22 protein-coding genes and 1 pseudogene are annotated in these 24,890 nt (G+C 74.3%); 14 read left to right on the top strand and 9 right to left on the bottom strand.

Annotated features, from left to right (window positions below):
* Positions 1–128: 128 nt before the first annotated feature.
* On the top strand, positions 129–767 hold the full coding sequence (locus BX266_RS07745; protein ID WP_143686883.1) for a hypothetical protein: 639 nt from the start codon (positions 129–131) through the stop codon (positions 765–767).
* 34 nt (positions 768–801) lie between these two features.
* Here BX266_RS07745 and BX266_RS07740 read toward each other — a convergent pair whose 3' ends face one another.
* Positions 802–1,788, bottom strand: a complete 987-nt coding sequence (locus tag BX266_RS07740; RefSeq protein WP_218969237.1) for a helix-turn-helix transcriptional regulator — start codon at positions 1,786–1,788, stop codon at positions 802–804.
* Between the two features lie 88 nt (positions 1,789–1,876).
* Between BX266_RS07740 and BX266_RS07735 the strand changes: the two genes are divergently transcribed.
* Entirely contained in the window at positions 1,877–3,139 is a 1,263-nt protein-coding gene (locus BX266_RS07735) for an MFS transporter (protein WP_099898162.1), read from the top strand.
* 86 nt (positions 3,140–3,225) lie between these two features.
* On the opposite strand, the gene BX266_RS07730 is transcribed toward BX266_RS07735, so the two are convergent.
* Positions 3,226–4,371 (bottom strand): glycoside hydrolase family 19 protein, encoded by a 1,146-nt coding sequence (locus BX266_RS07730; protein WP_099898161.1) that lies wholly within the window; start codon positions 4,369–4,371, stop codon positions 3,226–3,228.
* 229 nt (positions 4,372–4,600) lie between these two features.
* Between BX266_RS07730 and BX266_RS07725 the strand changes: the two genes are divergently transcribed.
* Together BX266_RS07725 and BX266_RS40775 are read left to right on the top strand one after the other, a co-directional pair.
* Positions 4,601–5,365: an enoyl-CoA hydratase family protein gene (locus tag BX266_RS07725; protein ID WP_099898160.1), complete on the top strand. Its 765-nt coding sequence runs from the start codon at positions 4,601–4,603 to the stop codon at positions 5,363–5,365.
* 107 nt (positions 5,366–5,472) lie between these two features.
* Positions 5,473–6,261, top strand: a complete 789-nt coding sequence (locus tag BX266_RS40775) for a DapH/DapD/GlmU-related protein (protein ID WP_099898159.1) — start codon at positions 5,473–5,475, stop codon at positions 6,259–6,261.
* Positions 6,262–6,323: 62 nt separating this feature from the next.
* On the opposite strand, the pseudogene BX266_RS07715 reads toward BX266_RS40775, so the two are convergent.
* Both BX266_RS07715 and BX266_RS07705 read right to left on the bottom strand, forming a co-directional pair.
* Positions 6,324–6,578 (bottom strand): annotated as a pseudogene (locus tag BX266_RS07715) (VOC family protein); the annotation flags it as partial.
* A gap of 410 nt (positions 6,579–6,988) precedes the next feature.
* On the bottom strand, positions 6,989–8,230 hold the full coding sequence (locus BX266_RS07705; protein ID WP_259464598.1) for an MFS transporter: 1,242 nt from the start codon (positions 8,228–8,230) through the stop codon (positions 6,989–6,991).
* Positions 8,231–8,271: 41 nt separating this feature from the next.
* On the opposite strand from BX266_RS07705, the gene BX266_RS07700 reads away from it, so the two are divergent.
* Entirely contained in the window at positions 8,272–9,498 is a 1,227-nt protein-coding gene (locus BX266_RS07700) for an ROK family protein (RefSeq protein WP_099898157.1), read from the top strand.
* 61 nt (positions 9,499–9,559) lie between these two features.
* On the opposite strand, the gene BX266_RS07695 is transcribed toward BX266_RS07700, so the two are convergent.
* Entirely contained in the window at positions 9,560–10,291 is a 732-nt protein-coding gene (locus BX266_RS07695) for a polyprenol monophosphomannose synthase (RefSeq protein ID WP_099898156.1), read from the bottom strand.
* Positions 10,292–10,450: 159 nt separating this feature from the next.
* Between BX266_RS07695 and BX266_RS07690 the strand changes: the two genes are divergently transcribed.
* The 7 genes from BX266_RS07690 (at position 10,451) to BX266_RS07660 (ending at position 18,200) form a co-directional block, all read left to right on the top strand.
* Positions 10,451–11,311 carry a PhzF family phenazine biosynthesis protein gene (locus BX266_RS07690; protein WP_099898155.1) on the top strand — a complete coding sequence of 287 codons (861 nt, stop codon included), beginning with the start codon at positions 10,451–10,453 and terminating at the stop codon, positions 11,309–11,311.
* Between the two features lie 102 nt (positions 11,312–11,413).
* Positions 11,414–12,607, top strand: a complete 1,194-nt coding sequence (locus tag BX266_RS07685) for a sensor histidine kinase (RefSeq protein WP_099898154.1) — start codon at positions 11,414–11,416, stop codon at positions 12,605–12,607.
* Positions 12,604–13,266: a response regulator transcription factor gene (locus tag BX266_RS07680; protein WP_099898153.1), complete on the top strand. Its 663-nt coding sequence runs from the start codon at positions 12,604–12,606 to the stop codon at positions 13,264–13,266. The genes BX266_RS07685 and BX266_RS07680 overlap by 4 nt, the downstream gene beginning before the upstream one ends.
* Positions 13,267–13,378: 112 nt before the next feature.
* On the top strand, positions 13,379–13,657 hold the full coding sequence (locus tag BX266_RS07675; RefSeq protein WP_099898152.1) for an SHOCT domain-containing protein: 279 nt from the start codon (positions 13,379–13,381) through the stop codon (positions 13,655–13,657).
* Positions 13,654–14,406 carry an ABC transporter ATP-binding protein gene (locus BX266_RS07670; protein WP_099898151.1) on the top strand — a complete coding sequence of 251 codons (753 nt, stop codon included), beginning with the start codon at positions 13,654–13,656 and terminating at the stop codon, positions 14,404–14,406. Before BX266_RS07675 ends, BX266_RS07670 begins: the two co-directional genes overlap by 4 nt.
* Positions 14,403–16,967 (top strand): ABC transporter permease, encoded by a 2,565-nt coding sequence (locus BX266_RS07665; protein ID WP_099898150.1) that lies wholly within the window; start codon positions 14,403–14,405, stop codon positions 16,965–16,967. Before BX266_RS07670 ends, BX266_RS07665 begins: the two co-directional genes overlap by 4 nt.
* A gap of 126 nt (positions 16,968–17,093) precedes the next feature.
* A complete protein-coding gene (locus tag BX266_RS07660; protein WP_099898149.1) occupies positions 17,094–18,200 on the top strand; it encodes a PLP-dependent cysteine synthase family protein in 1,107 nt (368 codons plus the stop codon).
* A gap of 7 nt (positions 18,201–18,207) precedes the next feature.
* Here the strand turns inward: BX266_RS07660 and BX266_RS07655 are convergent, their stop codons facing one another.
* Complete coding sequence (locus BX266_RS07655) at positions 18,208–18,645, bottom strand: DUF4267 domain-containing protein (RefSeq protein WP_099898148.1); 438 nt, start codon at positions 18,643–18,645, stop codon at positions 18,208–18,210.
* A gap of 124 nt (positions 18,646–18,769) precedes the next feature.
* On the opposite strand from BX266_RS07655, the gene BX266_RS07650 reads away from it, so the two are divergent.
* On the top strand, positions 18,770–19,342 hold the full coding sequence (locus BX266_RS07650; protein ID WP_099898147.1) for a TetR/AcrR family transcriptional regulator: 573 nt from the start codon (positions 18,770–18,772) through the stop codon (positions 19,340–19,342).
* A 200-nt stretch (positions 19,343–19,542) separates the two neighbouring features.
* Positions 19,543–19,887: a hypothetical protein gene (locus tag BX266_RS07645; RefSeq protein ID WP_099898146.1), complete on the top strand. Its 345-nt coding sequence runs from the start codon at positions 19,543–19,545 to the stop codon at positions 19,885–19,887.
* 49 nt (positions 19,888–19,936) lie between these two features.
* Here BX266_RS07645 and BX266_RS07640 read toward each other — a convergent pair whose 3' ends face one another.
* From BX266_RS07640 to BX266_RS07630, 3 genes are read right to left on the bottom strand one after another with little or no spacing between them, the layout of a single operon-like run.
* Positions 19,937–20,374 (bottom strand): hypothetical protein, encoded by a 438-nt coding sequence (locus BX266_RS07640; protein WP_099898145.1) that lies wholly within the window; start codon positions 20,372–20,374, stop codon positions 19,937–19,939.
* A complete protein-coding gene (locus BX266_RS07635; RefSeq protein ID WP_099898144.1) occupies positions 20,371–24,087 on the bottom strand; it encodes an RHS repeat-associated core domain-containing protein in 3,717 nt (1,238 codons plus the stop codon). Before BX266_RS07635 ends, BX266_RS07640 begins: the two co-directional genes overlap by 4 nt.
* Positions 24,084–24,806: a WXG100 family type VII secretion target gene (locus BX266_RS07630; RefSeq protein WP_099898143.1), complete on the bottom strand. Its 723-nt coding sequence runs from the start codon at positions 24,804–24,806 to the stop codon at positions 24,084–24,086. The genes BX266_RS07635 and BX266_RS07630 overlap by 4 nt, the downstream gene beginning before the upstream one ends.
* Positions 24,807–24,890 lie beyond the last annotated feature (84 nt).

The raw sequence follows: 24,890 nt of genomic DNA, 5'->3' as shown, positions 1-24,890 counted from the left end.
GGGAGCCAGCAACAGGAGGTTAAGTGGACTGGACCAACTCGTCAACAGGTCTATACCGCACGGAGGTTGACGGCCCGTCGGACACATGATCGAACCGGCTGTCGGTGCGGGCCGGCAGAATCCTCGGCATGGGACTCGATGTGTTGGTGGGGGCGCTGATCGGCGCCGACGAGGAGACGGCCGAGTGGTTCGAGGCCGAGTGCGCGACGATCGGCGCCGTCCTGGCGCGCGAGGGACTGCCGGGCTGGCAGGAGCCGGTCGCGGGCGAGCAGTTCGGCGAGCGGATCTGGGGGTACTCCGGCCTGCACACGCTGCGCCGCCTCGCCGCCCACCTGGCGGCCGGCCGGCCGCTGCCGGAGCCGCTGGCCGAGGGCGAACGCGCCACCGAGGACCCGCTGCTGGCGGCGGCGTACGAGGACGTCCCGGACGACCCGGCGGGCCCGTTCGACCACCTGATCCAGCACTCGGACTGCGAGGGCTACTACGTCCCGGTGGACTTCGGGCCGGTGCTGGTGGACGAGGAGCTGACGGGCGGCTGCCTCGGCTCCTCCGTCCGGCTGCTCGCCGAACTCCGGGCGCTGGCCGCGGTGCTGGGCCTGCCGCCGGGCCTGGACCCGGACTCCGAGGAGGTCACCGGGGTGCTGGAGGACGACGACCCGGCGGCCGAGGGCTGGCGACGCTACGGAACCGAGTCCTTCATCTGCCTGCAGCTGATGAAGGCCGCCGAGCACTCGGTGCGAACGGGCGCGGTCCTCGCCTTCTGCTGACCGGGCGGGCGGTCGACGGGTGGTCCAACGGGGTTCAGGGGCCGAGCAGTTGGTCGGCCAGCGGGCTGCGGGCGTAGAGCACCAGGCGGCCGTGCCGGGCCCGGGTGACCAGGCGGGTGGCGTGCAGGACCGCCAGGTGCTGGCTGACCGCGCCCGGGGTGACGCCGAGTCGGCGGGCCAACTCGGTGGTGGCGGTGGGCTCGTGGAGCAGGGCCAGCAGCCGGGCCTTGGGCGTGCCGAGGAGCTGCTCCACGGCGCGGTCGGTCGGCGGCGGGTCCGCCGCGGCGGTGAGGTTGGCCTGGCCGCGGGCCAGGTAGGTGATCGACGGGGTGAGGTCCGGGCCGATCGCGGTGAGCGCGCCGCGGGCGAAGCAGGTCGGCAGGAAGGTCAGGCCGCGCCGGTCCACCACCACCTCCACCTCGCCGTCGCCCCACGCCCGGTCGATGGTCAGCACGCCGTCCGCCCAGTGCAGCAGGTGGTCGAGGTCGGCGAACAGCCCGGCCGCGCCGCGCTCGGCCAGCACCCGGGAGCGGTGCACGATGTCGGCGTGCAGCACCGAGCGGGCGCGCGGCCACCAGGCGGGCTCCAGCACCCGCGTCCAGTACGCCTCCAGGGCGTCCGCGAGTTCGGCGATCAGCGCCTGCGGCCGGTCCGCGCGCTCCGCCAGCAGCGGCGGCAGCTCCCGGTCGTGCGGCAGGAAGGTCTGCTCCAGCTCGCGTCGCAGCAGCGCGGGTTCGAAGGCCCGGACGGCAGCCAGCTCGGCCCGGAACTCCGGGAACGGGACGCGCGGACGGGGCGTCAGGAAGTCCGGCACGTACTTGTTGCCCGCCACCAGGGCGCGCAGCAGCGGCGCGGCGGGCAGCGCCTCGAAGGCCGGACGCATCGCCTCGAACGCCGGCCCGTGCGGGTAGTGGCCCGGATGGGTCCACATCCGCAGCGAGAGCACCGCCTCCTGCAGCGGCGAGCAGGCGAAGTACGCGGAGGCGAGATCGGCCAGTCCCAGGCGGAACTTCAGCGCCACCGGCCATTCCTCCCCCGTCCGGGGCCCGTGGATTCAGGCCAGGACTAAATCAATACCACGGGCGCTCCGTACCCGGTGTGATCGGGGCATGACCGCCACCGAGCCCGCGGCCGACCAGGCCGCTCCGCCCGCCCCTGCCCCGAATCCCCCCGCCGGCCTGCTGGCCCGGCTGCTCCCCGCGGACCGGGTGCTGCGCCGGCTGACCTGGATCACCCTGGTCAACACCGTCGGCACCGGCCTCGGCATGACGCTCGGCGCGGTGTTCTTCACCCGGATCGTCGGGTTCCCGGTCGCCACGGTCGGCGTGGTGCTGACCGTGGCCGGGGCGTGCGGCGTGGCGGCGGGGGTGCCGGCCGGGCGGCTGTCCGACCGGTTCGGGCCCAAGCCGGTGCTGATGGTGCTGCTGGTGCTGCAGGCGGTGTGCGCGGCCGGGTACGTACTGGTCCGCTCGCTGCCGCTGTTCGTGGTGCTCGCCTGCCTGGTGGCGGTCGCCGACCGGGGCGGCTCGGCGGCGCGCGGCGCCCTGTTCGCCGAGGTGCTGGCCCCGGACGCGCGGGTGACCGGCCGGGCGTACCTGCGCTCGGTCACCAACATCGGCCTGTCGCTGGGCACGGTGGCGGCCGCGGCCGTCCTGCAGCTGGACAGCCGGGGCGCCTACGTGGTGGCGCTGCTGGTCGACGCCGTCTCGTACGCGGTGATCGCGGTGCTGTACGGGCTGCTGGTCCCGGTGCCGGCGCGCACCGCGGCGCAGGTCGAGGAGGCGGTGAGCGGGCCGAACCCGGCGCTGCGGGACCGCCTGTTCCTCGCGGTGACCGGCCTGAACGCGGTGATCACGCTGCAGTTCATGATGATCGAGGTCGGGGTGCCGCTGTGGGTGGTGCGCAACACCGACGCACCGCGCTGGATGGTGGCGGGCGGACTGCTGGTGAACACCGCGCTGGTGATCGTCCTTCAGGTGCGGGCCACCCGCGGCACCGAGGAGCCGGCCGCCGCGGCCCGGATCTTCCGCCGCGGCGCGCTGCTGGTCGCCGCGTCCTGCCTGGTGGTCGGTCTGGCCGCCGGAATGCCCGGCTGGGTGGCGGCGGTGGTGATCGCGGCGGGCGTCGCCCTGCAGGCGCTCGGCGAGGTGTACAGCCAGGCCGGGGCGTGGGCGCTCAGCTACGACCTGGCGAAGGAGGGCGCGCACGGCGCCTACCAGGGCGTGTTCAACACCGGCATGTCGGGCGCGCTGATGCTCGGCCCGGTGCTGATCACCTCGGTGGTGATCGCCCACGGCCTGTTCGGCTGGGCGCTGCTGGCCGCGATGTTCGCCGCGGCGGGCTGGGGGATGACGGCGCTGGTGCGGCGCTGAACGGTGGTGCGCGAACGGGCGCGCACGCGGGCGCGGGTGACGGACCGTCACCCGCGCCCGCGGCGTTCAGCGGGTCACCGCGGGGGTCAGCAGCTCAGGTTGCTGCCGGTGGGGACGCCGAGGATGCCGGCGAAGTTGGTGTAGGCGTTGACGCGGCTCTGGACCTGGGCGGGGTTGCCGCCGTTGCACTCGATCGAGCCGTTGATGGAGCGGATGGTCTCGCCGAAGCCGTTGCCGTTGACCATCGCGTTGTGCGGGGTCATGGTGCCCGGGCCGTTCTGGGTCATCCAGTACCAGATGCCGGTCTTCCAGGCGACGGCCGCGTCGGTCTGCACCAGGTTCGGGTTGTTCAGCAGGTCGATGCCCAGGGCGTCGCCGGCCGCCTTGTAGTTGAAGTTCCAGCTCAGCTGGATCGGGCCGCGGCCGTAGTACGCGGACTGGCCGGCCGGGCAGCCGTAGGGCTGCGAGGTGTCGCAGTAGTGCGGGTAGTTCGCGGTGTTCTGCTCGACGATGTACACCAGGCCGCCGGTCTCGTGGCTGATGTTGGCGAGGAACGCCGCCGCCTCCTGCTTCTTCACCGTGTCGGAGCCGGTGTTGGCGAACGCCGGGTAGGCGCTCAGCGCGGTGACCAGGCCGGAGTAGGTGTAGAAGGAGTTCCGGCCCGGGAACATCTGGTTGAACTGGGCCTCGGAGACCACGAACCCGCCCGGGTTGGGGGTGGTCGGGCCGGAGCTGGTGCTGCCGCCGGTGCAGGTGTAGGGGCTCCAGAACCAGGTGGAGACGGTCGGGTCGTAGCCCGGGTTGTCGTGCGTGGCGATGTAGTACTGGCCGTTGGGCGCGTACTTCACGATCGCGCCGGTCGCGTACTGGGCGCCCGCCACCCAGGTCGGGTGGTTGCAGGTGGTCTGGGTCGGGCTGGACGTGGTGCCGCCACCGCCGCCGCAGGCGCCCTGGTCGGCCCAGACCCCGGAGCCCCCGGTGCTCGGGGTCTCGCCCTGGGTCCACCACTTGGCGTTCCAGTTGTGACCGTTGTACGAGGCGGACATCCCGCCGGTGTAGACCTGCGACGCCGAGTACGGCGAGGCGCAGGCCGCCGCCGCGGTCGAGGTGGCCGGCACCACCACGGCCAGGCCGGCCGCGGCCAGCGCGCCGGTCAGCAGGGCGGCGACCCGGGTGCGGCCGCTGCGGGCGCGGTGGGTGCGGGGTGCGGTGGTGCTGCGGGTGTAGGGCATGCCACTCCTTGTGGGGGAACGAGCGGTGTACCCAGCACTCAAGCGAGCTTGTCGGTTAACTGTCAATAGGTCTAGACCTTAAGGGAGTTGAGGCCGTGTACGGAGTTGTTGTGCGGCCCGCCCCCGACCTGCCGTCAGGAGATCGGGTACTGGCCAGTAGGGCGGGCGTGTGCCAGGGTGCTGCCGAGCCCATCCGACCCACCCTCAGCCGGAAGGCAGGCCACCCCCGATGACCAGCGAAGCGCCGTACGTCCGCCGCACCACCGCCGACGCCGTCGCCACCCTCCAACTCGACTCCCCGCACAACCGCAACGCCCTCTCCACCCGCCTGATGGCCGAACTCACCGCCGGTCTCGCCGAGGCCGCCGCCGACCTCGACGTCCGCGCGGTCGTCCTCGGGCACACCGGGCGGGTGTTCTGCGCCGGCGCCGACCTCTCCGAGGCCACCGGCGACGACCCCACCGTCGGCCCGCGCGGCCTGGTCGCCCTGCAGCGCGCCATCGTCGACTGCCCCAAGCCCGTGATCGCCCTGGTCGACGGGCACGTCCGGGCCGGCGGCCTCGGCCTGGTCGGCGCCTGCGACCTCGCGGTGGCCGGACCGGACTCCACCTTCGCGTTCACCGAGGCCCGGCTCGGCCTGGCCCCCGCCGTCATCTCGCTGCCGCTGCGCCCCAAGCTCGATCCGCGCGCCGCCGCCCGCTACTACCTCACCGGCGAGACCTTCGACTCCGCCGAGGCCGCCCGGATCGGCCTGGTCACCGAGGCCGCGGACGACGCCGCCGCCGCGCTCAAGACCGTCGTCGACGCGCTGCGGCTGTGCTCGCCGCAGGGCCTCGCCGAGTCCAAGCTGCTCGCCAACGCGGCCGTCAGGGAGTCCTTCGACCGGTACACCGAGGAACTGGTCGCCCAGTCCGCGCGGCTGTTCGGCTCCGAGGAGGCGCAGGAGGGGATGCGGGCGTTCCTGGAGAAGCGGCCCGCCCGCTGGGTGCGCTGACCTCGGGCGACCCGGGCCCGGGCCCCGACGGCGGGCCAAGTTACCGGCCGGTGTGAGTTTGGTCCCGTTGCCCGCCGCGGGCCTCCACCGGCCGATACGGTGAGCGCATGTCGATCGTCCGCGCGCTGCTGGGGTCCGTCCGCGAGAGGTCGCGCCGGGCGGCCGGGCGGGCGGTGCACCGCTGCTGGCGCTGGGTGCAGGACGCGGGCGCCGTCTCCAACCGCAACCCCGGCCCGTACCGGTTCGGCGAACTCGGCGACGGCACCAAGCTCGCCTTCCCGCTCGGCACCGTCTTCAACGAGCAGTGGATCACCATCGGCCCGTTCTCCATCATCGGCGAACGCGTCACCATCTCGGCCGGCTTCCTGCCCGGGCTCGACCTCGGCCCCGACCCGATCGTCCGGATCGGCGGCGGCTGCGTGATCGGCCGCGGCAGCCACATCGTCGGCCACCAGCAGATCGTGCTCGGCGACGACGTGTGGACCGGCCCCGACGTCTACATCACCGACCAGGCCCACGAGTACCGCGACACCGGACTCCCCATCGGCAAGCAGTGGCCGCGCAACGCCCCCGTCTCGATCGGCGCCGGCTCCTGGATCGGCACCGGCGCGGTGATCCTCCCCGGGGCCCGGCTCGGCCGCAACGTGGTGGTCGCCGCCAACTCCGTGGTCGCCGGCGACGTCCCCGACTACGCCGTGGTGGCCGGCGCCCCCGCCCGCCAGGTCCGCAGCTGGGACCCGGAGTCCGGCTGGCAGCCCCCCATCCGCCACGAGGCCCCCCGCCCCGTCCCCGACGGCGTCACCGCCGAACAGCTCCGCGCCCTGGTCGGCTGGGACCTCCGCCTCCCGGGCGACCCCCCGCCCGCCGACCGAAGCGGTCTCGGCGAGGTGGGCTGACCTCCGGCCGGCCGCCGAGCGGATCGGCAGCCGGCCTCACCGACGCCGCGGTCAGTCGTGCAGCCGTAGCCGTCGGGGCCGATGGAGTTCTGCTTCAGCATCGCGCCGAGGTCGAGGACGCGGCGCTGCTCGGACTCGATCTCGTCCACTTCGAAGTCGAGGCGGAACTGCTTGGGGTGCCCGCTGTCGGGCCACTGCGGAGCGCGGTGGTCGTCCACCCGGATGAAGGCCGGCTCGCTCTCGCCGAACTGGATGCCGGCCCAGTGCTCGGAGCCGCCTTCCTTGATCGGACGGCCCGTCACCTCGGAGTAGAAAGCCGGGCCCGCAGGTGATCACTGCCCGGGTTCGACGACCCGTCCGTCGGCCGTCTCCTCGTGGACGGTGGTGCAGCAGCTGACCGTAGGCGGTGTCGACGTCGGTGCCCGGCGAGCCCGTGCGGCCTTCCGCCTCCACGGCGAGGCGTTCGCCGGGCCGCTCGGCCTCCAGGTCGGTGTGCGGGTCGGTCGGCGGCCCTTCCGTCCGGCCCGCGTCGGTGTGCCGGCCGCGCACCGCGTCGAGGTCGCCCGGGCGGATGACCGCGAGGCGGAGCCGGTGGGCGGGATCCTCGTCGCTCCCGGACCTCCCACCCGTGGCACCGCCCCTCCCGGGCGTTCTCCTGGCGCGTCGTCAGCAGCCCGCGGCGGCGGCCCGGAGGGGTCCGGGCCGCCGGGCGGGAGGTGGCGGGGTGTCAGGCGGCGCGGTGGCGGCGGACGGTGAGGGCGAGGAGGCCGGCGAGGGCGGAGGTGGCGGCGACGGTGAGGAGGGCGGCGGGGAGGGAGAGGGCGTCGGCGAGGAAGCCGATGACCGGGGGGCCGATCAGCATGCCCGCGTAGCCGAGGGTGGAGGCGGTGGCCACTCCCTGGGGGCCGGCGGTGGCGCCGGCCTGGGCGATGGCCAGCGGGAAGACGTTGGCGAGGCCGAGACCGACCAGGACGAAGCCGGCCAGCACCACCGGGACGGACGGGGCGAGCGCGGCGGTGGCCATGCCGAGGCAGGCCGCCAGGCCGCCGAAGAGCATCACCCGGGTCTGGCCGAGCCGCTCCGAGAGCCAGGTGCCGGACAGTCGGCCCGCCGTCATGGCGAAGGCGAAGGCCGCGTAGCCGGTGGCGGCCAGGGCGGTGGTGGCGTGCACGTCGTCGGTCAGGTGCAGGGTCGCCCAGTCGGCGAGGGCGCCCTCGCCGTAGGCGGTGCAGAGCGCGGTGAGGCCGAGCAGGACCACCAGCAGCCGGGCGTGGCCGGACAGCCGGGCGGAGGCGGGGGCGCCGGTGGTGCCGGCGGGCTGCGGGCGGACGGCCGCCGGGGCGCGCAGCAGGGCGGTGCCGGCCAGCGCGGTGACGGCCAGGCCGAGCGCGGCGGAGGCGGCGAGCGCCCAGGCGGCGCTGATCCGGTCGGCCAGCAGGCCGCCGACCGCCGCGCCGAGCAGGCCGCCGAGGCTGTAGCCGGCGTGGAAGCTGGGCATGACGGGCCGTCGGAGCTGGGCGACCAGGTCGACGGCGGCGCTGTTCATCGCCACGTTGGCCGCGCCGTAGCCGGCGCCGAAGAGCAGCAGGACGGCGCCGAGGGCGAGCACCGAGTGGGTGTGCGCGGGCAGGGCGACGGCGAGCGCGAAGACCAGGACCGAGGCGACGGTGACCCGGCGCGAGCCGTACCGCAGGCAGAGCCGTCCGACCAGGGCCATGGTGGCGACCGCGCCGGCCGAGATGCACAGCAGGGCCAGGCCGAGGGCGCTGTGCGAGGCCGCGACCTGGGCGCGGACGTCCGGGATCCGGACCACCCAGGCGGCGAACAGGAAGCCGTCGACGGTGAAGAAGGCGGTGAGGGCGAGGCGTGCCGCCGACCAGGCGGAGCCGGTGCCGGACGGGGCGGCGGGGGAGGCGGAGGAGGAGGCGGTGTGGGCAGGACGGGCTTCTGTTTTGTTCAGTAGCGGCACAAAGTCAGAATAGGGGAGTGCCGCACACACCTTCAAGCCCTTTGACGCCATCGCCACCGGGACCGTCCCGCCGGACCGCGCCCGACCGCGGCCGGACCCTGCTCGGTCCGGCGCTGCGCCTGATCCACACCGGCCGGGCCCCCACCCGCTCGGCGCTCACCACCGCCCTCGACGTCACCCGCGCCACCGCCGGCGCCGTCACCGGTGAACTCGAGGCGCTCGGCCTGATCAGCGTCGACTCCCGCCCGGCCGGCGGCGGCCGCGGCCGCCCCTCGCACCGCCTCGCGCTCGCCGACCCGGGCCCCGTGGTGATCGCCGCCCAGCTGCACGCCGACGGCGTCTCCGCCGCCCTGGCCGGACTCGGCGGCCGCCTGCTCGACCCGGTCCACCTGCCGCTGCCCGCCGACACCTCGCCCGAGCACCTGCTCGGGGCGGTCGCCGAGACCGGCGCCCGGCTGGCCCGCGACAGCCGCCGCCGGGTCCTCGGCTTCGCGTTGGCGCTGCCCAACCCCGTCACCGAGCCCGACGGCACCGCGCTCGCCGCGCTGCACTTCGGCTGGGCCTCCGGCACGCCCGTCGCCGAGCTGTTCGCTCGTCAGGTCGCCCGCGCCGACCTCGGACCGCGGGCCCGCGCCGAGCTGCCCACCGGCGTCGCCAACGACGCCAACCTCGCCGCGCTCGCCGAGCACCGGCACGGGGCCGGCCGCGACGCCCGCCAGCTGCTGCTGGTCACCTCCGGCCACCGCGGCGTCGGCGGCGCCCTGGTCATCGACGGCCGCCTGCACACCGGCAGCTCCGGCCTGGCGCTGGAGGTCGGCCACCTCACCGTCGACCCGCTCGGCCGGCCCTGCGCCTGCGGCAACCGCGGCTGCCTGAACTCCGAGACGGACACCGACGCGCTGTTCGCCGCCGCGAAGCGCCGCCCCGACCCGGCCCGGCCGCTGCTCCCGCAGGCCCGCGAACTGGCCCGCGACCCGGGCGCCGCCGACGCCGTCGACCACGTGGTGGACCGGCTGGGCCTCGGCCTGGCCGGACTGGTCAACATCCTCAACCCCGACCGCATCGTGCTCAGCGGCCTGCACCTCGACCTGCTCGCCGCCGCCCCGGACCGCCTGGCCGCCGTGGTCGCCGAACGCTGCCTGTGGGGCCGCAGCGGACGCATCCCGATCGTGCCCGCGCAGGTCGTCCACGCCGGGCTGGTCGGCGCCGCCGAACTCGCCTGGGAGCCCTACCTGGACGACCCGCAAGCGGTCCGCGCGGAGCGGTGAAACGCCGACGGCGCGGGTGACGAATCGTCAACCCGCGCCGTACGCACCGCCGTTCGGGCGGTTACTTCTTGCCGAAGCGGAGCTTCCACGGGGCCACCGCGGACTCCAGCTGCACGCCCAGGCTCATCTTCGACATGCCCTCGACCCGCTCCTCGAAGCGGATCGGCACCTCGGCGATGCGCATGCCGTGCTTGACCACGCGGTAGTTCATCTCGACCTGGAACGAGTAGCCGTTGGAGCGCACCGACGGCAGGTCGACCTTGCGCAGCGCCTGCGCCTCCCACGCCTTGAAACCGGCGGTCGCGTCCTTCACCTTCAGGCTGAGGATCGCGTTGACGTAGAAGTTCGCCCAGGCGGAGAGCGCCTTGCGGTGCCACGGCCACTCCGAGGCGGTCGAACCGCCCGGCACGTAGCGCGAGCCCAGCACCACCGAGGCGTCCGTGGTGGTCAGCTTCTCCACCATGGCGGGGATCGCGGTGTGCGGGTGCGACAGGTCCGCGTCCATCTGGATCACGATGTCCGCGCCGTTGTCCAGCGCCTGCGACATGCCCGCGATGTACGCGCGGCCCAGGCCGTCCTTCTCGGTGCGGTGCAGCACCGTGAGGGTGCCGCCCGAGTCGGCCGCCAGCTTGTCCGCTACGTCGCCCGTACCGTCCGGCGAGTTGTCGTCCACGACCAGGACGTGAAGGTTTGCCAGATCGAGGTCGGCCAGGCGGCCTACCAGGATCGGAAGGTTCTCCCGCTCGTTGTAGGTCGGAACAACCACAACAACCTTGGGGTGGGCCTCAGCCATGATTTTCTTTCCTCGATGCCGTACCAGCCGGAGGCGGCAGTCTAGCGGTGATCCCCGAACGTTCGTCCCCCGGGTCGTTCGTCGGCCCCGGACCCGGCCTCGCCCCCGGGCCGGGGCCGGGTCCGGGAATCCCTGCTCCGGGCGCCTCGTTCAGCCGGTATGACCCAGACCCCTTCGGCCGGATCCGCCGAGCCACTGCGCTACGCCGCCTTCACCACCGACCCCGCGGGCGGCAACCCGGCCGGGGTGGTCCTCGACGCCGCCGGCCTCACCGACGGGCAGCAACTCGACGTCGCCGCCCGGCTCGGGTACTCCGAGACGGCCTTCCTGACGGCCGTCCCCGGCGCGGAGCGCAACTGGACGGTCCGCTACTTCAGCCCGCTCGCCGAGGTGCCGTTCTGCGGCCACGCGACGATCGCGGCCGCCGTCGCGCTCGGCGAGCGGCACGGGGCCGGCGAGCTGCTCTTCGAGACCAAGGCCGGGCCGGTGCCGGTCGAGGTGACGGCCGTCGCGGACGGCTTCTCCGCGACCCTGACCAGCGTGCCGTCCTCGGTGGAGGACGCGGCGCCGCAGGACGTGGCGGAGGCGCTGGCCCTGCTGGGCTGGCGGCCGGAGGACCTGGACGGGCGCTTCCCGCCGCGGATCGGGTACGCCGGGGCGCGGCACCTGGTGCTGGCCGCCGGGACGCGGGAGCGGCTGGCCGCGCTCGACTACGACTTCGACGGGCTGGCCGCGCTGATGCGGCGGCTCGACCTGACGACCGTTCAGCTGGTGTGGGAGGAGGACGGGGCGACCTTCCACGTCCGCGACCCGTTCCCGGTCGGCGGCATCGTGGAGGACCCGGCGACGGGTGCGGCCGCCGCCGCGTTCGGCGCCTACCTGCGCCGCCTGCGCGGGCTCGGCACGGCGCGGCTCACCCTCCACCAGGGCGAGGACCTCGGCCGGCCGGGCGTGCTGACGGTCGACCTGCTGGACGGCGACCCGCGGATCCGGGTCACCGGCCGGGCCGTGCGCATCTAGCGCCCGTCGTCCACCTCCGCCGGACGGGTACTCCCGGGGGAGTACGGGTGTCTGCTCCGGTGGGGCGATGGTCGGCGGCGGGGGAGCGGTTAGCCTGCGGGTATGGGTGAATCGCGGCTGCTGTGGGTGCCTCCGTGGGTGCGGGCGGCCAAGGCGGGGTGGCCGGTGGCGGGGGCCGTCGTGGTGGCGGTCGCCCAGGTGGCGGGGACCACGGCGGCGGCGCGGCACCAGGACGGACGGGTGCCGCTGGACGCCTGGGGGTACCTGCTGCTGGTGCTCGGGCCGGCGCTGCTGGTGGGGCGCCGGCGGTGGCCGGGGGCGACGGTGGCGGCGGTGGCCGCGGTGACGGCGGTGTACCTGCTGGCGGGGTACCCGTACGGGCCGGCGTTCCTGGCGCTGGTGGTGGCGTTCTTCAGCGCCGTGCAGCACGGGCGCCGGCGGGCCGCCTGGCTGAGCGCGGGCGGGTTCTACCTGGTGCACCTGCTGGCGAGCCACGTGCTGCCGGACGGCTGGCTGCGGGCCGCCGACCGGGGGGTGGCGGGCTGGCAGGAGCTGGGCGTGACGGCCTGGCTGCTGCTGGTCTTCGCGGGCGCGGAGCTGGCCAGGTTCCGGCGGGAGCGGATCGCCGCGGTGCGGGCCGCCGAGGAGGAGGCGCGGGCCCGCCGGGCGGACGAGGAACGGCTGCGGATGGCGCGGGAGTTGCACGACATCCTGGCGCACTCGATCTCGCTGATCCACGTGCAGGCGGGGGTCGCGCTGGAGCTGCTGGACGCCCGCCCGGAACAGGCCAGGGCCGCGCTGACCACGATCAAGGCGACCAGCAAGGAGGCGCTGGGCGAGGTCCGGCAGGTGCTGGGCACGCTGCGCGCGCCGGGCGCGGCCGCGCCGCGGACGCCCGCGCCGGGCCTGGAGCGGCTGGACGAGCTGGTGGCGCAGGCCGGGCACGCGGGCCTCGCGGTGACGGTCCGCACCGAGGGCCGGGCCCCGAAGGTCGGGGCGGGCCTCGGGCTGGCGGCGTTCCGGATCGTCCAGGAGGCGCTGACGAACGTGCTGCGGCACTCCACGGCCCGCACCGCCGCCGTCGAACTGGTGTGGGGCGGCGCCGGGTTGGAACTGACGGTGAGCGACCCGGGGCCGGCCGGCGGCGGCGACGCGGGCGGCAGCGGCACCGGACTGGTGGGGATGCGGGAGCGGGCGCAGGCGCTCGGCGGCAGCGCGGAGGCGGGGCCGGACGGGTCGGGGGGCTGGCGGGTGCGGGCCTGGCTGCCCGTGGCGGCGAAGGGAGTCGAGGCGTGATCAGGGTGCTGCTGGCGGACGACCAGACCCTGGTCCGGGCCGGGTTCCGGGCGCTGCTGGACGCCCAGCCGGACCTGGAGGTGGTCGGCGAGGCGGAGGACGGCGAGCAGGCGGTGGCCGGGGCCGCCGAGCTGCGGCCCGACGTGGTGCTGATGGACATCCGGATGCCGCGGCTGGACGGCCTGGCCGCGACCCGGCGGATCTGCGCGGACCCGGCGCTGGCGGAGGTCCGGGTGGTGGTGCTGACCACCTTCGAACTCGACGAGTACGTCTTCGAGGCGCTGCGCGCGGGCGCGGCCGGGTTCCTGGTGAAGGACACCGAGCCGGGCGACCTGCTGCGCGCGGTGCGGGTCGCCGCGGCCGGGGACGCGCTCCTCTCGCCGGGTGTCACCCGGCGGCTGATCGGGGAGTTCGCGGCCCGCTCCAAGGAGCCGTCGACGACCCGGCTGGAGGTGCTGACCGACCGCGAGCGGGAGGTGCTGGCGCTGGTCGGCCTGGGCCTGACCAACGAGGACATCGCCCGTCGCCTGGTGGTCAGCCCGCTCACCGCCAAGACCCACGTCAGCCGCACCATGGTCAAGCTCGGCGCCCGTGACCGGGCCCAACTGGTGGTCGTCGCCTACGAGTCGGGTCTGGTGCGGCCCGGCTGGCTGGGGTAGTGCCCAGGGAGTAGCGCGAGTGTCGCCCGGTGGGGGACGCGGGACGGGCGGGGTCGGCGGGACGGTGGAGGAGCCGGTGGAGAACCGGCCGATCCCGAGGAGATGAGTCCCGATGATCACATCGCTGGCCGAGGCGTCCGGGCACTGGCCCGGCCCGTGGGTGCTGGTGTTCCCGCTGTTCTGGCTGCTGGTCGTGGTGCTGGTGGTGACGGTGCTGCGGCGGGCCGCGTGGCGGCGCGGCGGCTGGTGCGGCCGGTTCGGCGGCGCGGAGCACGCCCCGCTCGCGGTGCTGGGGCGCCGGTACGCGCAGGGCGAGATCGACGCCGAGGAGTACCGCGAGCGCCGCGCCGTGCTGACGGAGGGTCAGGAGCAGGGCGGGGGGAAGCGATGACGGCCGCCGCCGCCCGGGTCGAGGACGCCGTCAAGGAGTACGGCGCGGGGGAGACCCGGGTCCGCGCCCTGGACGGGGTGAGCGTGGAGTTCGCCGAGGCCCGGTTCACCGCCGTGATGGGGCCCTCCGGTTCCGGCAAGTCCACCCTGATGCACTGCGCCGCCGGCCTGGACACCCTGACCGGCGGCCGCGCCTGGCTCGGCGACACCGAGCTCTCCGCGCTCGGCGACAAGCAGTTGACGCTGCTGCGCCGGGAGCGGCTCGGCTTCGTGTTCCAGGCGTTCAACCTGGTGCCGACGCTGACCGTGCGGGAGAACATCACGCTGCCGCTGGACCTCGGCGGCGCCGCCGCCGACCCGGGCTGGCTGGAGACCCTGATCGACGTGGTCGGCCTCGGCGACCGGCTGCACCACCGGCCCGGCCAGCTGTCCGGCGGCCAGCAGCAGCGCGTCGCGGTGGCCCGGGCGCTGGCCGGGCGCCCCCAGGTGGTGTTCGCCGACGAGCCGACGGGCAACCTGGACTCCCGCTCCGGCGGCGAGGTGCTCGGCCTGCTGCGCTCCGCCGCCGACACCATGCACCGCTCGGTGGTGATGGTCACCCACGACCCGGCGGCCGCCGCGCACGCCGACACCGTGCTGTTCCTCGCCGACGGGCGCCTGGTCGACACCATGGAGGCGCCCACCGCGGAGCGGGTGCTGGACCGGATGAAGGCCTTCGACGGCCGCCGCGGCACGGCGGGCGCCCGGTGAACGCCAGCGTGCGGATCGGGGCGCGGTCCCTGGCCGCCCACCGGCGCCGACTGGTCGGCACGGTGCTGTCGATCGTCCTCGGCACCGCCTTCCTGACCGGCACCATGGTGCTCGGCGACACCCTGCGCGCCAACTTCGACACCCTGTTCGCGGACGCCAACGCCGGCACCGACGCCGTCGTCCGCAGCGCCGAGGTGCTGGACGCGCCGAACGTCCCCGGCGGGGTCCGGGCCCCGCTGGAGGAGTCGCTGACGGCGGCGCTGCGCGCGGTGCCCGGGGTGAGCGCCGCCGAGCCGTCCGTGCAGGGCGCCGGCCAGCTCCTCGGCGCGGACGGCAGACCCGTCGGCGGGCAGGGCCCGCCCACGCTGGCCGGGAACTGGATCGCCGACCCGAAGCTCAACCCGTACCGGCTGGCCGAGGGCCGCGCGCCCGCCGCACCCGGCGAGGCCGTGATCAACCGGGGCGCGGCGAGGACCGGCGGGCTCAAGGTCGGCGACCGCACCGTGCTGCGCACCCCCGACCCGGTGCGGATCACGGTGGTCGGCATCGCCACCTTCGGCGCCGACGCCGACGGCATGGGCCCCAGCACCTTCACCGCGCTCACCCTCGCCGACGCCCAGGCGCACCTGACGCCCCGGGGCAGCGGTCAGGTGTCGACCGTCCGGCTGCGCTCCGACAGCCTGAGCCAGCGTCAACTGGTCGAGCGGGTGCGGCCGGTGCTGCCCACCGGGGTGGAGGCGCTGACCGGCGCCGACGCCACCGCGCAGTCCACCGCCGACGTGTCGGGGCGCTTCCTCGGCCTGTTCACCACGCTGCTGCTGGTGTTCGCCGGGATCGCGCTGCTGGTCGCCACCTTCACCATCCACAACACCTTCGCCATCGTCACCGCCCAGCGCACCCGGGAGAACGCCCTGCTGCGCGCCCTCGGCGCCAGTCGCGCCCAGGTGCTCGGCACCACCCTCGGCGAGGCGCTGGCGATCGGTGTGCTGGCCTCCGCGCTCGGGCTGCTCGGCGGGTTCGGCGTCGCCGCCGGACTGAAGGCGCTGTTCGCCGCGATCGGCTTCACCCTGCCCACCGGCGGCACCGTCATCCACCCCGCGACCATCGTCCTGCCGCTGCTGGTCGGGACCCTGGTCGCGGCCGGCTCCGCACTCGCCCCGGCGCTGCGCGCCGCCCGCACCGCACCGCTCGCCGCGCTCCGCGACACCGCCGTGGACAGCGCGGCCGAAGGCCGGACGGCGGTGCTGCGCACGGTGATCGGCGCACTGCTGGCGGCCGGCGGGCTGCCCGCCGTGGTCGTCGGCGCGACCCGCGGTCCCTCGCTGCTGCTCACCGTCGGCGGGGCGCTCGCGCTGCTCGCCGGGACGGTCGTGCTCGGCCCGGTCGCCGCCGCGCTCGCCGTCCGGGTGCTCGGCGCTCCGCTGCCCCGGCTGCGCGGCGTCACCGGCGCGCTGGCCCGGCGCAACGCCGCCCGCAACCCCGGGCGGACCGCCGCCACCGCGACCGCGCTGATGGTCGGCGTCGCCGTGGTCACCCTGTTCACCGTGTTCGGCGCCTCGGTGAAGGCCACCCTGGACGACACCGTCGCGCGCTCCTTCGCCGGCGACCTCGCCGTCACCGCCCCCGCCACCGGGGCCGGCGGCAGCGGCGTCTCCCCGAAGCTCGCCCCCGCGCTGGCCGACCTGCCCGAAGTCCGGGCCGCCGTCGGCCTGGGCCGGGGCGTCGCACAGGTGGACGGCCACGGACGGCAGTTGGACGTCGCCGACCCGGCCCTGCTGCCCGAGGTCGCCGACCTCGGCCGGATCGACGGCTCGCTCGCCGCCCTCGGCGACGACGGCCTCGCCGTCTCCCGTCCCGAGGCCGCCGCCCGCGGCTGGCAGCTCGGCTCCACGGTGGCGATGCGGTTCACCGACGGGCAGCAGACCTTCACCGTCCGGGCGCTGTACGAGGGCGGCGGCATCGCCGGCGACTACCTGATCAGCCGTCAGGCCTGGCAGCCGCACCGCGTCCAGGACGCCGACACGCTGATCGCGGTCGCCCTGAAGCCGGGCGTGACGCTCGACCGGGGCAGGGCCGCGATCGCCCGGGTCGCCGACGGGTACGGCGGCCCGCAGGTGCAGACCCGCGCCGAGTACGCCGAGAGCTCCGCCGGCGGCGTCGACATGATGCTGTCCGTGGTCTACGCGCTGCTGGCGCTGGCCGTGCTGATCGCCCTGCTCGGCATCGCCAACACCCTCACCCTGGCCGTCCACGAACGCACCCGCGAACTCGGCCTGCTGCGCGCCGTCGGCCAGACCCGCGCCCAGCTGCGCGCCATGGTCCGCTGGGAGTCCGTGCTGGTCGCGGCGTTCGGCACCACCGGCGGCCTGGCGCTCGGCGCGCTGCTCGGCTGGGCCCTCACCCGGGCCTCCGACGCGGCCGGCACCGGCTCCTTCGCGCTGCCCGCCGGCCGCCTCGCCGTGATCGCCGTGATCGGCCTGCTCGCCGGGGCACTGGCCGGACTGCGCCCCGCCGCGCGGGCCGCGAAGCTCGACATCCTGCGGGCGGTGGCCGCCGACTGACGCACCCTCGGGCCCGGGGGCCCCGGCTGTCCCATAAGGGGAAGCTGGGGCCCCCGTAATCGTCACTTATCGTAGTCGACTGTTACACTCGGTGGGGAATCCGGTGGCGGGCGAGGAGAGTGCGCGATGAGTGACCACACCCAGGACGTGGACCGTACCGACCCCGAGTACCGGGCCTGGCTGAAGGAGGCGGTGCGCCGCGTCCAGGCCGACGCCAACCGCTCCGCCGACACCCACCTGCTGCGCTTCCCGCTCCCCGCCGAGTGGGGCATCGACCTGTACCTCAAGGACGAGTCCACCCACCCCACCGGCAGCCTCAAGCACCGCCTGGCGCGCTCGCTGTTCCTGTACGGCCTGTGCAACGGCTGGATCCGGCCCGGCGCGCCGGTGATCGAGGCGTCCAGCGGCTCCACCGCCGTCTCCGAGGCCTACTTCGCGCAGCTGATCGGCGTCCCGTTCATCGCCGTGATGGCCCGCACCACCAGCCGGGCCAAGATCGAGCTGATCGAGTTCCACGGCGGCCGATGTCACCTGGTCGACAACGCCTGCGAGGTCTACGAGACCGCCGCGAAGCTGGCCGCCGAGACCGGCGGCCACTACATGGACCAGTTCACCTACGCCGAGCGGGCCACCGACTGGCGCGGCAACAACAACATCGCCGAGTCGGTGTTCGCCCAACTGCGCCTGGAACCGCACCCCGAGCCCGCCTGGATCGTCGCCACCGCGGGCACCGGCGGCACCTCCGCCACCATCGCCCGGTACGTGCGCTACATGCAGTACGACACCCGGATCTGCGTCGCCGACCCGGAGAACTCCTGCTTCTTCGACGGCTGGGTGCACCACGACCCGGACGCCTCCTGCCCGACCGGCTCCCGGATCGAGGGCATCGGCCGCCCCCGGATGGAGCCCTCCTTCGTGCCCGGCGCGATCGACCGGATGATGAAGGTCCCGGACGCCGCCTCCGTCGCCGCCGTCCACCTGCTGGAGGCCGTCCTCGGCAAGAAGGCCGGCGCCTCCACGGGCACCGGCCTGTGGAGCGCGCTGCGGATCGTCGCCGAGATGCGCCGGGAGGGCCGCAGCGGCAGCGTCGTCACGCTGATCTGCGACCCCGGCGACCGCTACCTCGACAAGTACTACTCCGAGGAGTGGCTCGCCGGCGAGAAGCTCGACCCCCGGCCGCACCGCGCCGCCCTGGAGGAGTTCCTCGCGGGCGGCGACTGGCCGGAGGGCTGACGCGCCCTCAGCGCTGCCGCGCACCGCGCTCGGTGAGCAGCAGGACGGCGGTGGCCACCACGAACAGGGCGGTGGCGAAGTGGACGGCGAACGCCGTCACCACGCTGCCGTGGTTCGCCAGGACGGTGAAGCAGTCGGCGAACGCCGCGAACGACTCCGCGAGCAGCACCCAGCCGAGTGCCCGGCGGTGCCCGGTCAGCAGCAGGGCCAGCGGGGCGAGGCCCATGACCACGTCCCGGTTCCCCTTGATGCGGAGGAAGCCGGCCGCCCCGCCGTGCGGCCACTCGGTGAAGCCGAAGCCGGCCGCGGTGCTCTCCGGGGCCACCAGGAAGCTGGTGCCGACGTAGATGATGAACAGCGAGATCAGCACCGCGCCGGCGGTGGCGAGCCGGACCCGCAGGCGGCTGCCGGTGGCGACGGTGGTGGCGGTGACGGCGGCGGACATGATGGTTCCCCCTGGCTGTTGGATCGCGAAACGGACTGCGCCGCCTGCTTGTTAGCGGCGCTAGCGACAGGAATGACGCTAGGCCCCGGCCGCGAGATTGTCTAGCGGTGCTAGGGTTCGATGCATGGCTATCAAGGAGCGCAGGGCGCGCGAGCGCGCCGAACGGGAGCAGCTGATCGTCCGGACCGCCCGCGAGCTCGCGGAGGCCGAGGGCTGGGACGCCGTCACCACCCGCCGCCTCGCCGACCGGATCGAGTACAGCCAGCCCGTGCTGTACAGCCACTTCGCCGGCAAGGAGGCCATCGTCGCCGCCGTCGCCGTCGAGGGCTGCGCGGAACTGGCCGTCCTGCTGCGGGCCGCCGCCGCCGGAGTCGCCGAGCCGCGCGCCGCGTTCGCCGCCGTCGCCCGGGCGTACCTCGCCTTCGCCGAGGCCAACCCCGCCCTCTACGACGCGATCTTCACCATGCCCAGCTCGCTCCCCTTCGGCACCCCCGAGGCCCCCGCCGCCCTGCACGAGGCCTTCGCCGCCATCGCCGAACCGGCCACCGCCAGTGCCAGGGCCGACGGCCACGACCCCGACGGCTACACCGAACTCGCCTGGGCCGCCCTGCACGGCATGGTCACGCTGTCCCGCAACGGCCGCCTCCGCCCCGACCTCGACCAGCGCCGCTTCGAGGCCTTCACCGGCGTGTTCTGACGCCCCGTCGCCGCGGTCCTGCCCGCCGTCCGCCTCGACGGCGCCGCGGGCAACGGCAGGAGGGGCGTCTCGCCGTACTTCGTCCCGCAGCTCTGACCGCGTCGAGGACCTCCCGGTCCGGGTGCGGCCAGGTCCGCCGCAACCGGACCGGGCCGCCCGGGCGTCCGCACCCACGGACACCCGAACGCGGAGGAGACACGATGTACCTGACGGGGCGTTTGAGCACGGCCCTGCTCGGCACGGTGGTCGCGGTGCTGGCCACCTACGCGGCCGTGCACACCATCGCCGTCAGCTGGAAGGGCTGCGACACCCACCTGGAGCCGGGCCCGCGGTTCGCCCTGTCCGTCCTGCTGCTGCCCTGCCTGCTGCTGCTGCTCGCCGCCGGGGCGCTGGGCGGCCGCCTCACCAGCTGGACCGGCGTCCGGGCCCGCGTCGACGACCCCGAACTGGCCCGCCTGCTCGCCGTGATCGGTGGCATCGTGGTCACCGCCTTCGCCCTCGTCCTGCTGCTCAGCGCCCACCCCGAGCCCTGTCCGCTCTACTGAGCCGGGCGGCAGCTCCAGCTCCGCCCCCGCCCTGCCGCCCGGCGGCCGGTCAGGGCTGCAGGGCGGCGAAGGCGGCCAGCGAGTGGGTGAGGTCGTCGCGGAAGGGGTCGTCGGCCGGGAGGAGCGGGAGTTCGGTGCGGGCGAAGTCCGCGGCCGCGCGGTTGAGGGCGTCGAGGAGTTCGGCGACGGACACGGCACCGAGCGACTGCTTCCGGGCGGAGACCGCGACACCGGCCTTGACGGTGGCGAAGTCGAGGCGGAAGGAGGAGTCGACGCCGTGGAACGCGACCGTGCCACGGCGGGCGGCGAGCAGTTCGCGGACCTGGTCGAGCAGCAGGGTCAACGACGGGAAGATCATCATTCCCTGATCGGGTGTCAGGCCGGCCGAGGAGAAGGAGTGGTGCGGGCCCGAGACGGCGATGTCGCCGAGGTCGAAGCCGGTCGGTTCCCCCTGACCCGGTCGTCGGGTGAACTGGAAGGCGATCACGGGCGGTAGCTCTTTTCCACGGGGAAGAACGTGATGACGCGATTGAAGTCGTGCGAGTCGACCAGCACGCGGTAGCGCGCGCTCATGCCGTTGACGGTCAGCCGGCGCTCGTAGAGCTGCATGCGCTTGGCCGGGTCGGAGATCCGCTGACCGCGCTTGACGACCTTCTCGGCGGCCGACTGTACCTGCTCCCGCGTCGTCCCGGGCGGCATCAGGTCGCCCGGGCCGTGCGGGTGGTTGCCCGTGACGTGGCGACCGTCGATGTGCACCCAGCCCTCCTTGTCGTTGCCGGTCTCGATCCGCGGGCGATGGCGGTGGGGTGAGAGGCCGAGCGGGTCGGTCCAGGTGTGCGGGTTGCCGACGTAGGTGTCCGGGTTGGCCGCGGGGGCGAGGCCCAGCGGGTCGGGGCTCGCGTACCGGCCGGTCTCGGGGTCGTAGTAGCGGTGGACGTTGTAGTGCAGCCGGGTCTCGGGATCGAAGTACTGGCCGGGGAAGCGCAGCGGGCAGTAGGTGGTGCTGTCGCTGGGCCACGTGGTCAGGCCCCACACGGTCGGGACGCTGCGCCAGGCGAGGGCTTCGGTGGCGCTGTCGAGGAGTTCGACGGGGGTGCCGACCAGGTCGGTGACGATGGCGAAGAACCGCCGGTCGACGTCCCCCTGGTGGGTGATGGTCTCCGCCTGTGCCAGCGGGTGAAGGCCGTGGTGGTCCCAGCTCAGCGTGTGCGGCCCGGGCAGGTACGGGGCGTGGGCGGTCTGTTCGGCGAGGACGGCGCCGTCCCAGCTGAAGTCGGTGTGCTCCGCCACCCGGTCCCCGTCCAGCCGCTGTTTGGCGATGCGCCGCCCCAGCGGGTCGTAGAGGTAGCGCCAGCGGGTTCCGTCGGGTGTGGTGATCCCGGCGAGGCGGCCTTCGGCGTCCCAGGTGTAGTGCCAGCTGTCGGGCTTCCTGGAGAGCCGGGTGACCTGGCGGAGCGTGGTCCGGCCGGCGGCGTCGTGCTCGTAGCGCACCCGTCCGGCGCCGACCAGCCCGGAGCCGCGGTAACTGCGCTGTCCGACCGCGGACTTCGTCGGTCCGCCGGCGGGCCAGTCGGCTTCGGTCGGGTTGCCGACGGCGTCGTAGCGGTAGCGTTCGCTCCAGTCGGCCGCGGTGGCCGCGGTGACCCGGCCGACCGGGGACAGTTCGAACGTGCGCCGCCCCCCGAACCGGTCCACGACCTCGGTCAGGTGACCGTCGGCGCGGTAGGAGTAGGAGCGCTCCTGCAGGACTTCGCGCGTGCTCCGCACCGTCTGCTCGGTGAGGCGGTGCAGCGGGCTCCAGGCGCTGGTGACGGTGAGCCGCTCGTCGATGCAACGGCTGGTCTCACGGCCCGCCGCGTCGTAGCGGAAGGTGAGCCCGCCGACGGGCGTGGTGACGGACAGCGGCCGGTCGAGCGGGTCGTACGACCAGGCGCTGACATGGCCGGCCGGTGTGGTGCGCCGGACCCGCCTGCCGAGGACGTCCCGTTGGTGAATGACCGTGAGCCCGTTGACGGATTCGGTCAGCAGCAGCCCCAACGCGTCCACGGTGCGCACGAGTTCGGCGTCGCGGTTGCGGGCGCGGAGCAGGTTTCCGGCGAGGTCGTAATCGAAGGTGGTGAGGCTGCCGCCCGCGTCCACCGAGACGGTGCGGCCCAGCACGTCGTAGCCGTACGCGGTCCGCACCCCGAGCGGGTCGGTGTGGGCGAGCAGTTGGCCGGCCTCGTCCAGCTGGTAGTCCACGGTTCGTCCGGCGAAGTCGCGCTCGCCCACGATCCGGCCGGCGGGGTCGTGGCGGTAGGTCCACTGCTCACCGATGGCATTGGTGACGGCGACGAGTTGCAGGTGGCTGTCGTGGGTGAAGGTGTAGCGGGCGCCGTCGGGGTCGGTGCGGGCGGCGAGGGTCTCGAAGTGGGTGTACTCGAAGGCGGTGGTCTGCCCCAGCTGGTCGGTGTGGGACAGGCAGTTGCCTTCGCCGTCGTACGTCCAGCTCTCGGTGGCACCGTCGTGGGTGGTGCGGGAGACGGGGTGGCCCTCGGTGGTCCACGTGGTGCGCGTGGTGTGGCCGAGTTGGTCGGTGGTCGCGGTGCGGCGCCCGAAGGCGTCGTAGCGGTGGGTGGTGGTGGCGCCGAGCGGGTCGGTGATCTCCACCGGGAGCCCGGCCGGGTTGCACCGGATGCGGGTGGTGTGGCCGAGCGCGTCGGTGGTGGTGGCGAGGTGGCCGTGCTCGTCGTAGGTGTAGCGCGTGGTGGCGCCGAGCGGGTCGGTGAGCGAGGTGCGCAGGCCGTTCTCGTCGTAGGTCTGCCGCCAGGTGGCGCCGCCGGGTTCGGTGACACGGGTGGGAAGGCCGAGGTGGTCGGTGTAGCCGGCGGTGACCTGTTCGCCGTCGGGGCGGGTGATGGCGATCAGGTCGCCGGCGCCGTCGTGGTGGTAGCGGGTGGTGCGGCCGAGGGCGTCCGTCTCGGCGAGGAGGCGGTCGTGGTCGTCCCGTTCGTAGGCGGTGGTGTGGCCGAGGGGGTCGGTGACGGCGACGACCTGGGCATGGTCGTTGATCCGGTAGCTGGTGGTGTGGCCGAGGGCGTTGGTCTCGGTGTGGGTGCGCAGGCCGGTCACGGGGTCGGGGTCGGAGTAGCCGAACCGGAAGGCGAGGGCTCCGGTGGTGCCGCCCTCGTCGATGACGCGGTCGTGGGCGTCGTAGGTGTACCGGTACCGGGAGGCGTTGCGGTCGGTCCAGGAGGTGAGGCGCCCGGCGCTGTCGTTGGTGAAGCGCATCGGCTTGCCGGAGGAGTTGTAGACGGCGGTGAGGTGGCCGTCGGTGTAGCTGTAGCGGGCGAGGAGGGCGTCTCCGCCGTTGTCGCCGCCGTTCGCGAGGCGCAGGGCGGTGATCCGGTCGTTGTCGACGGTGACCAGGAGCCGGTAGCCGCCGGAGTGGGTGATCGACAGCGGGACGCCGTCCTCGTCGTGGGCCAGGGTGTAGTGGCGGCCGTGGCGGTCGCGGACCTCGGTCAGCAGGGCCTCGTCGCCGTCGGGGGTGGGGGTGAAGGTCCTGACCAGGCCGGTCGAGGGGTCGGTGACGATGAACAGGCCTTCGGCGAACGCGAGTTCGTGGCGGGAGCCGGCCACGGGGTGGACGGGGTCGCCGGCTTCGGGACGGGGGTACGCCTGGGTGATCCGGTCCGGGCGGACGTGCACGACGCCGTCGGCATCGATCTCCAGGCGCTCGTCGAAGGGGCAGATCCACTTCAGGCCCATCCAACGGCCCGTCAGCAGCCCCGACTCGAAGTTCCGGGTGAACTCCAGCGGCAGCGAGCCGGGCAGGGCGGCGTCGGTCTGGTCGATGAACATCCGCCCGGTCGCGATGTCGACGGGCTCGCCGCCCTCGCAGCGGGTGTCGAGCGGGCGGCCCTCGGTGCGAGGACTCTTGACCTGGTCGCGGCCCCGGCCCTTCGGGTGCGAGGAGCCGGCCCGGCCCGGACCGCGGCCGCGGCGCGGGTGGGGGACCTTCGAGTCGTGGCCCTCCAGGATCCTCTTCAGGTCCTTGGCGTGCTTGGCCTCGATCTCGCGGGTGTTGTGGGCGACCTTCTTCAGGTTGTCGCCGGCCTTGCGGTAGAAGGACTTCAGCGCCTTGCCGGCGTCCTCGGCCAGCGTCTTGCCGAGCTTCTGCGCGCCGTGCTCCAGCGCTCTGACGATCTGGTTGCTCATTCGAAACTCACCCCCGCGATCTTCGACTGGAACGCCTGCGCGTGGCCGGCCACCGTCTCGGCGTGCTCGTGCATCATCCGCGCGTGCTCGTCCAGGGCGTCCGGGTCGATCCGGAACCCGGCGCCGCCGCCGTCCACCGACACCCCGAGCGCGGACTGAGCCGCCTGGAACACCAACCCCTGCACCGCGCCCGCCACCGTGTCGATCAGCGGCTCGATCGCCGCCTCCACCACCTGGGCGATGACGTACTGCTCCAACTGCTGTTCCAGGTAGTTGATCAGGCGCTTGGCGCTCTCCTCGATCAGGATCACCGCGGCCTCCGCGATGCCGAAGGTCGCCACCGCCGCCGCCTGGTCGGCGACGAACGCGGCCGCCAGCGCGACGAGTTCGGCGATCGTCTCGACCTTCATCGCCACGATCACATCGGCCGCGACGTCCAGCGCCTGCGCCACCACGTGACAGGCCTGGACGAGATCGCTCAGGTGGCTGTCCGACACCGCCGCCCACTTCGCCAGCAGCGCCTGGTAGGAGGCGCCCTCGTACGCCTCGCCCAACGCCTGGACCGTCTGCGTCGACTGCTGGTGCGAGGACTCCACGTTGTCCGCGAACTCCCGCACATGAGAGGCGAATTCGCGGACGCTGTCCTCATTGACAGTCGGCCAGTTGATCCCGATGACCGACAGGAACGTCACCACCTCGCCAGGCAGTTCAATGGCCACGGCATGTCCTCCCCCGACAGCGACCGGACTGGGGGACGACGCTAACGGAGCGGCGGGTGCACGGGGAGCGTTGTTCCGTACTTG

It is taken from the genome of Streptomyces sp. TLI_171, from assembly GCF_003610255.1.
In the GTDB taxonomy this organism is placed as follows: domain Bacteria; phylum Actinomycetota; class Actinomycetes; order Streptomycetales; family Streptomycetaceae; genus Kitasatospora.
This window is presented reverse-complemented; position numbering and strand designations above follow the sequence as displayed.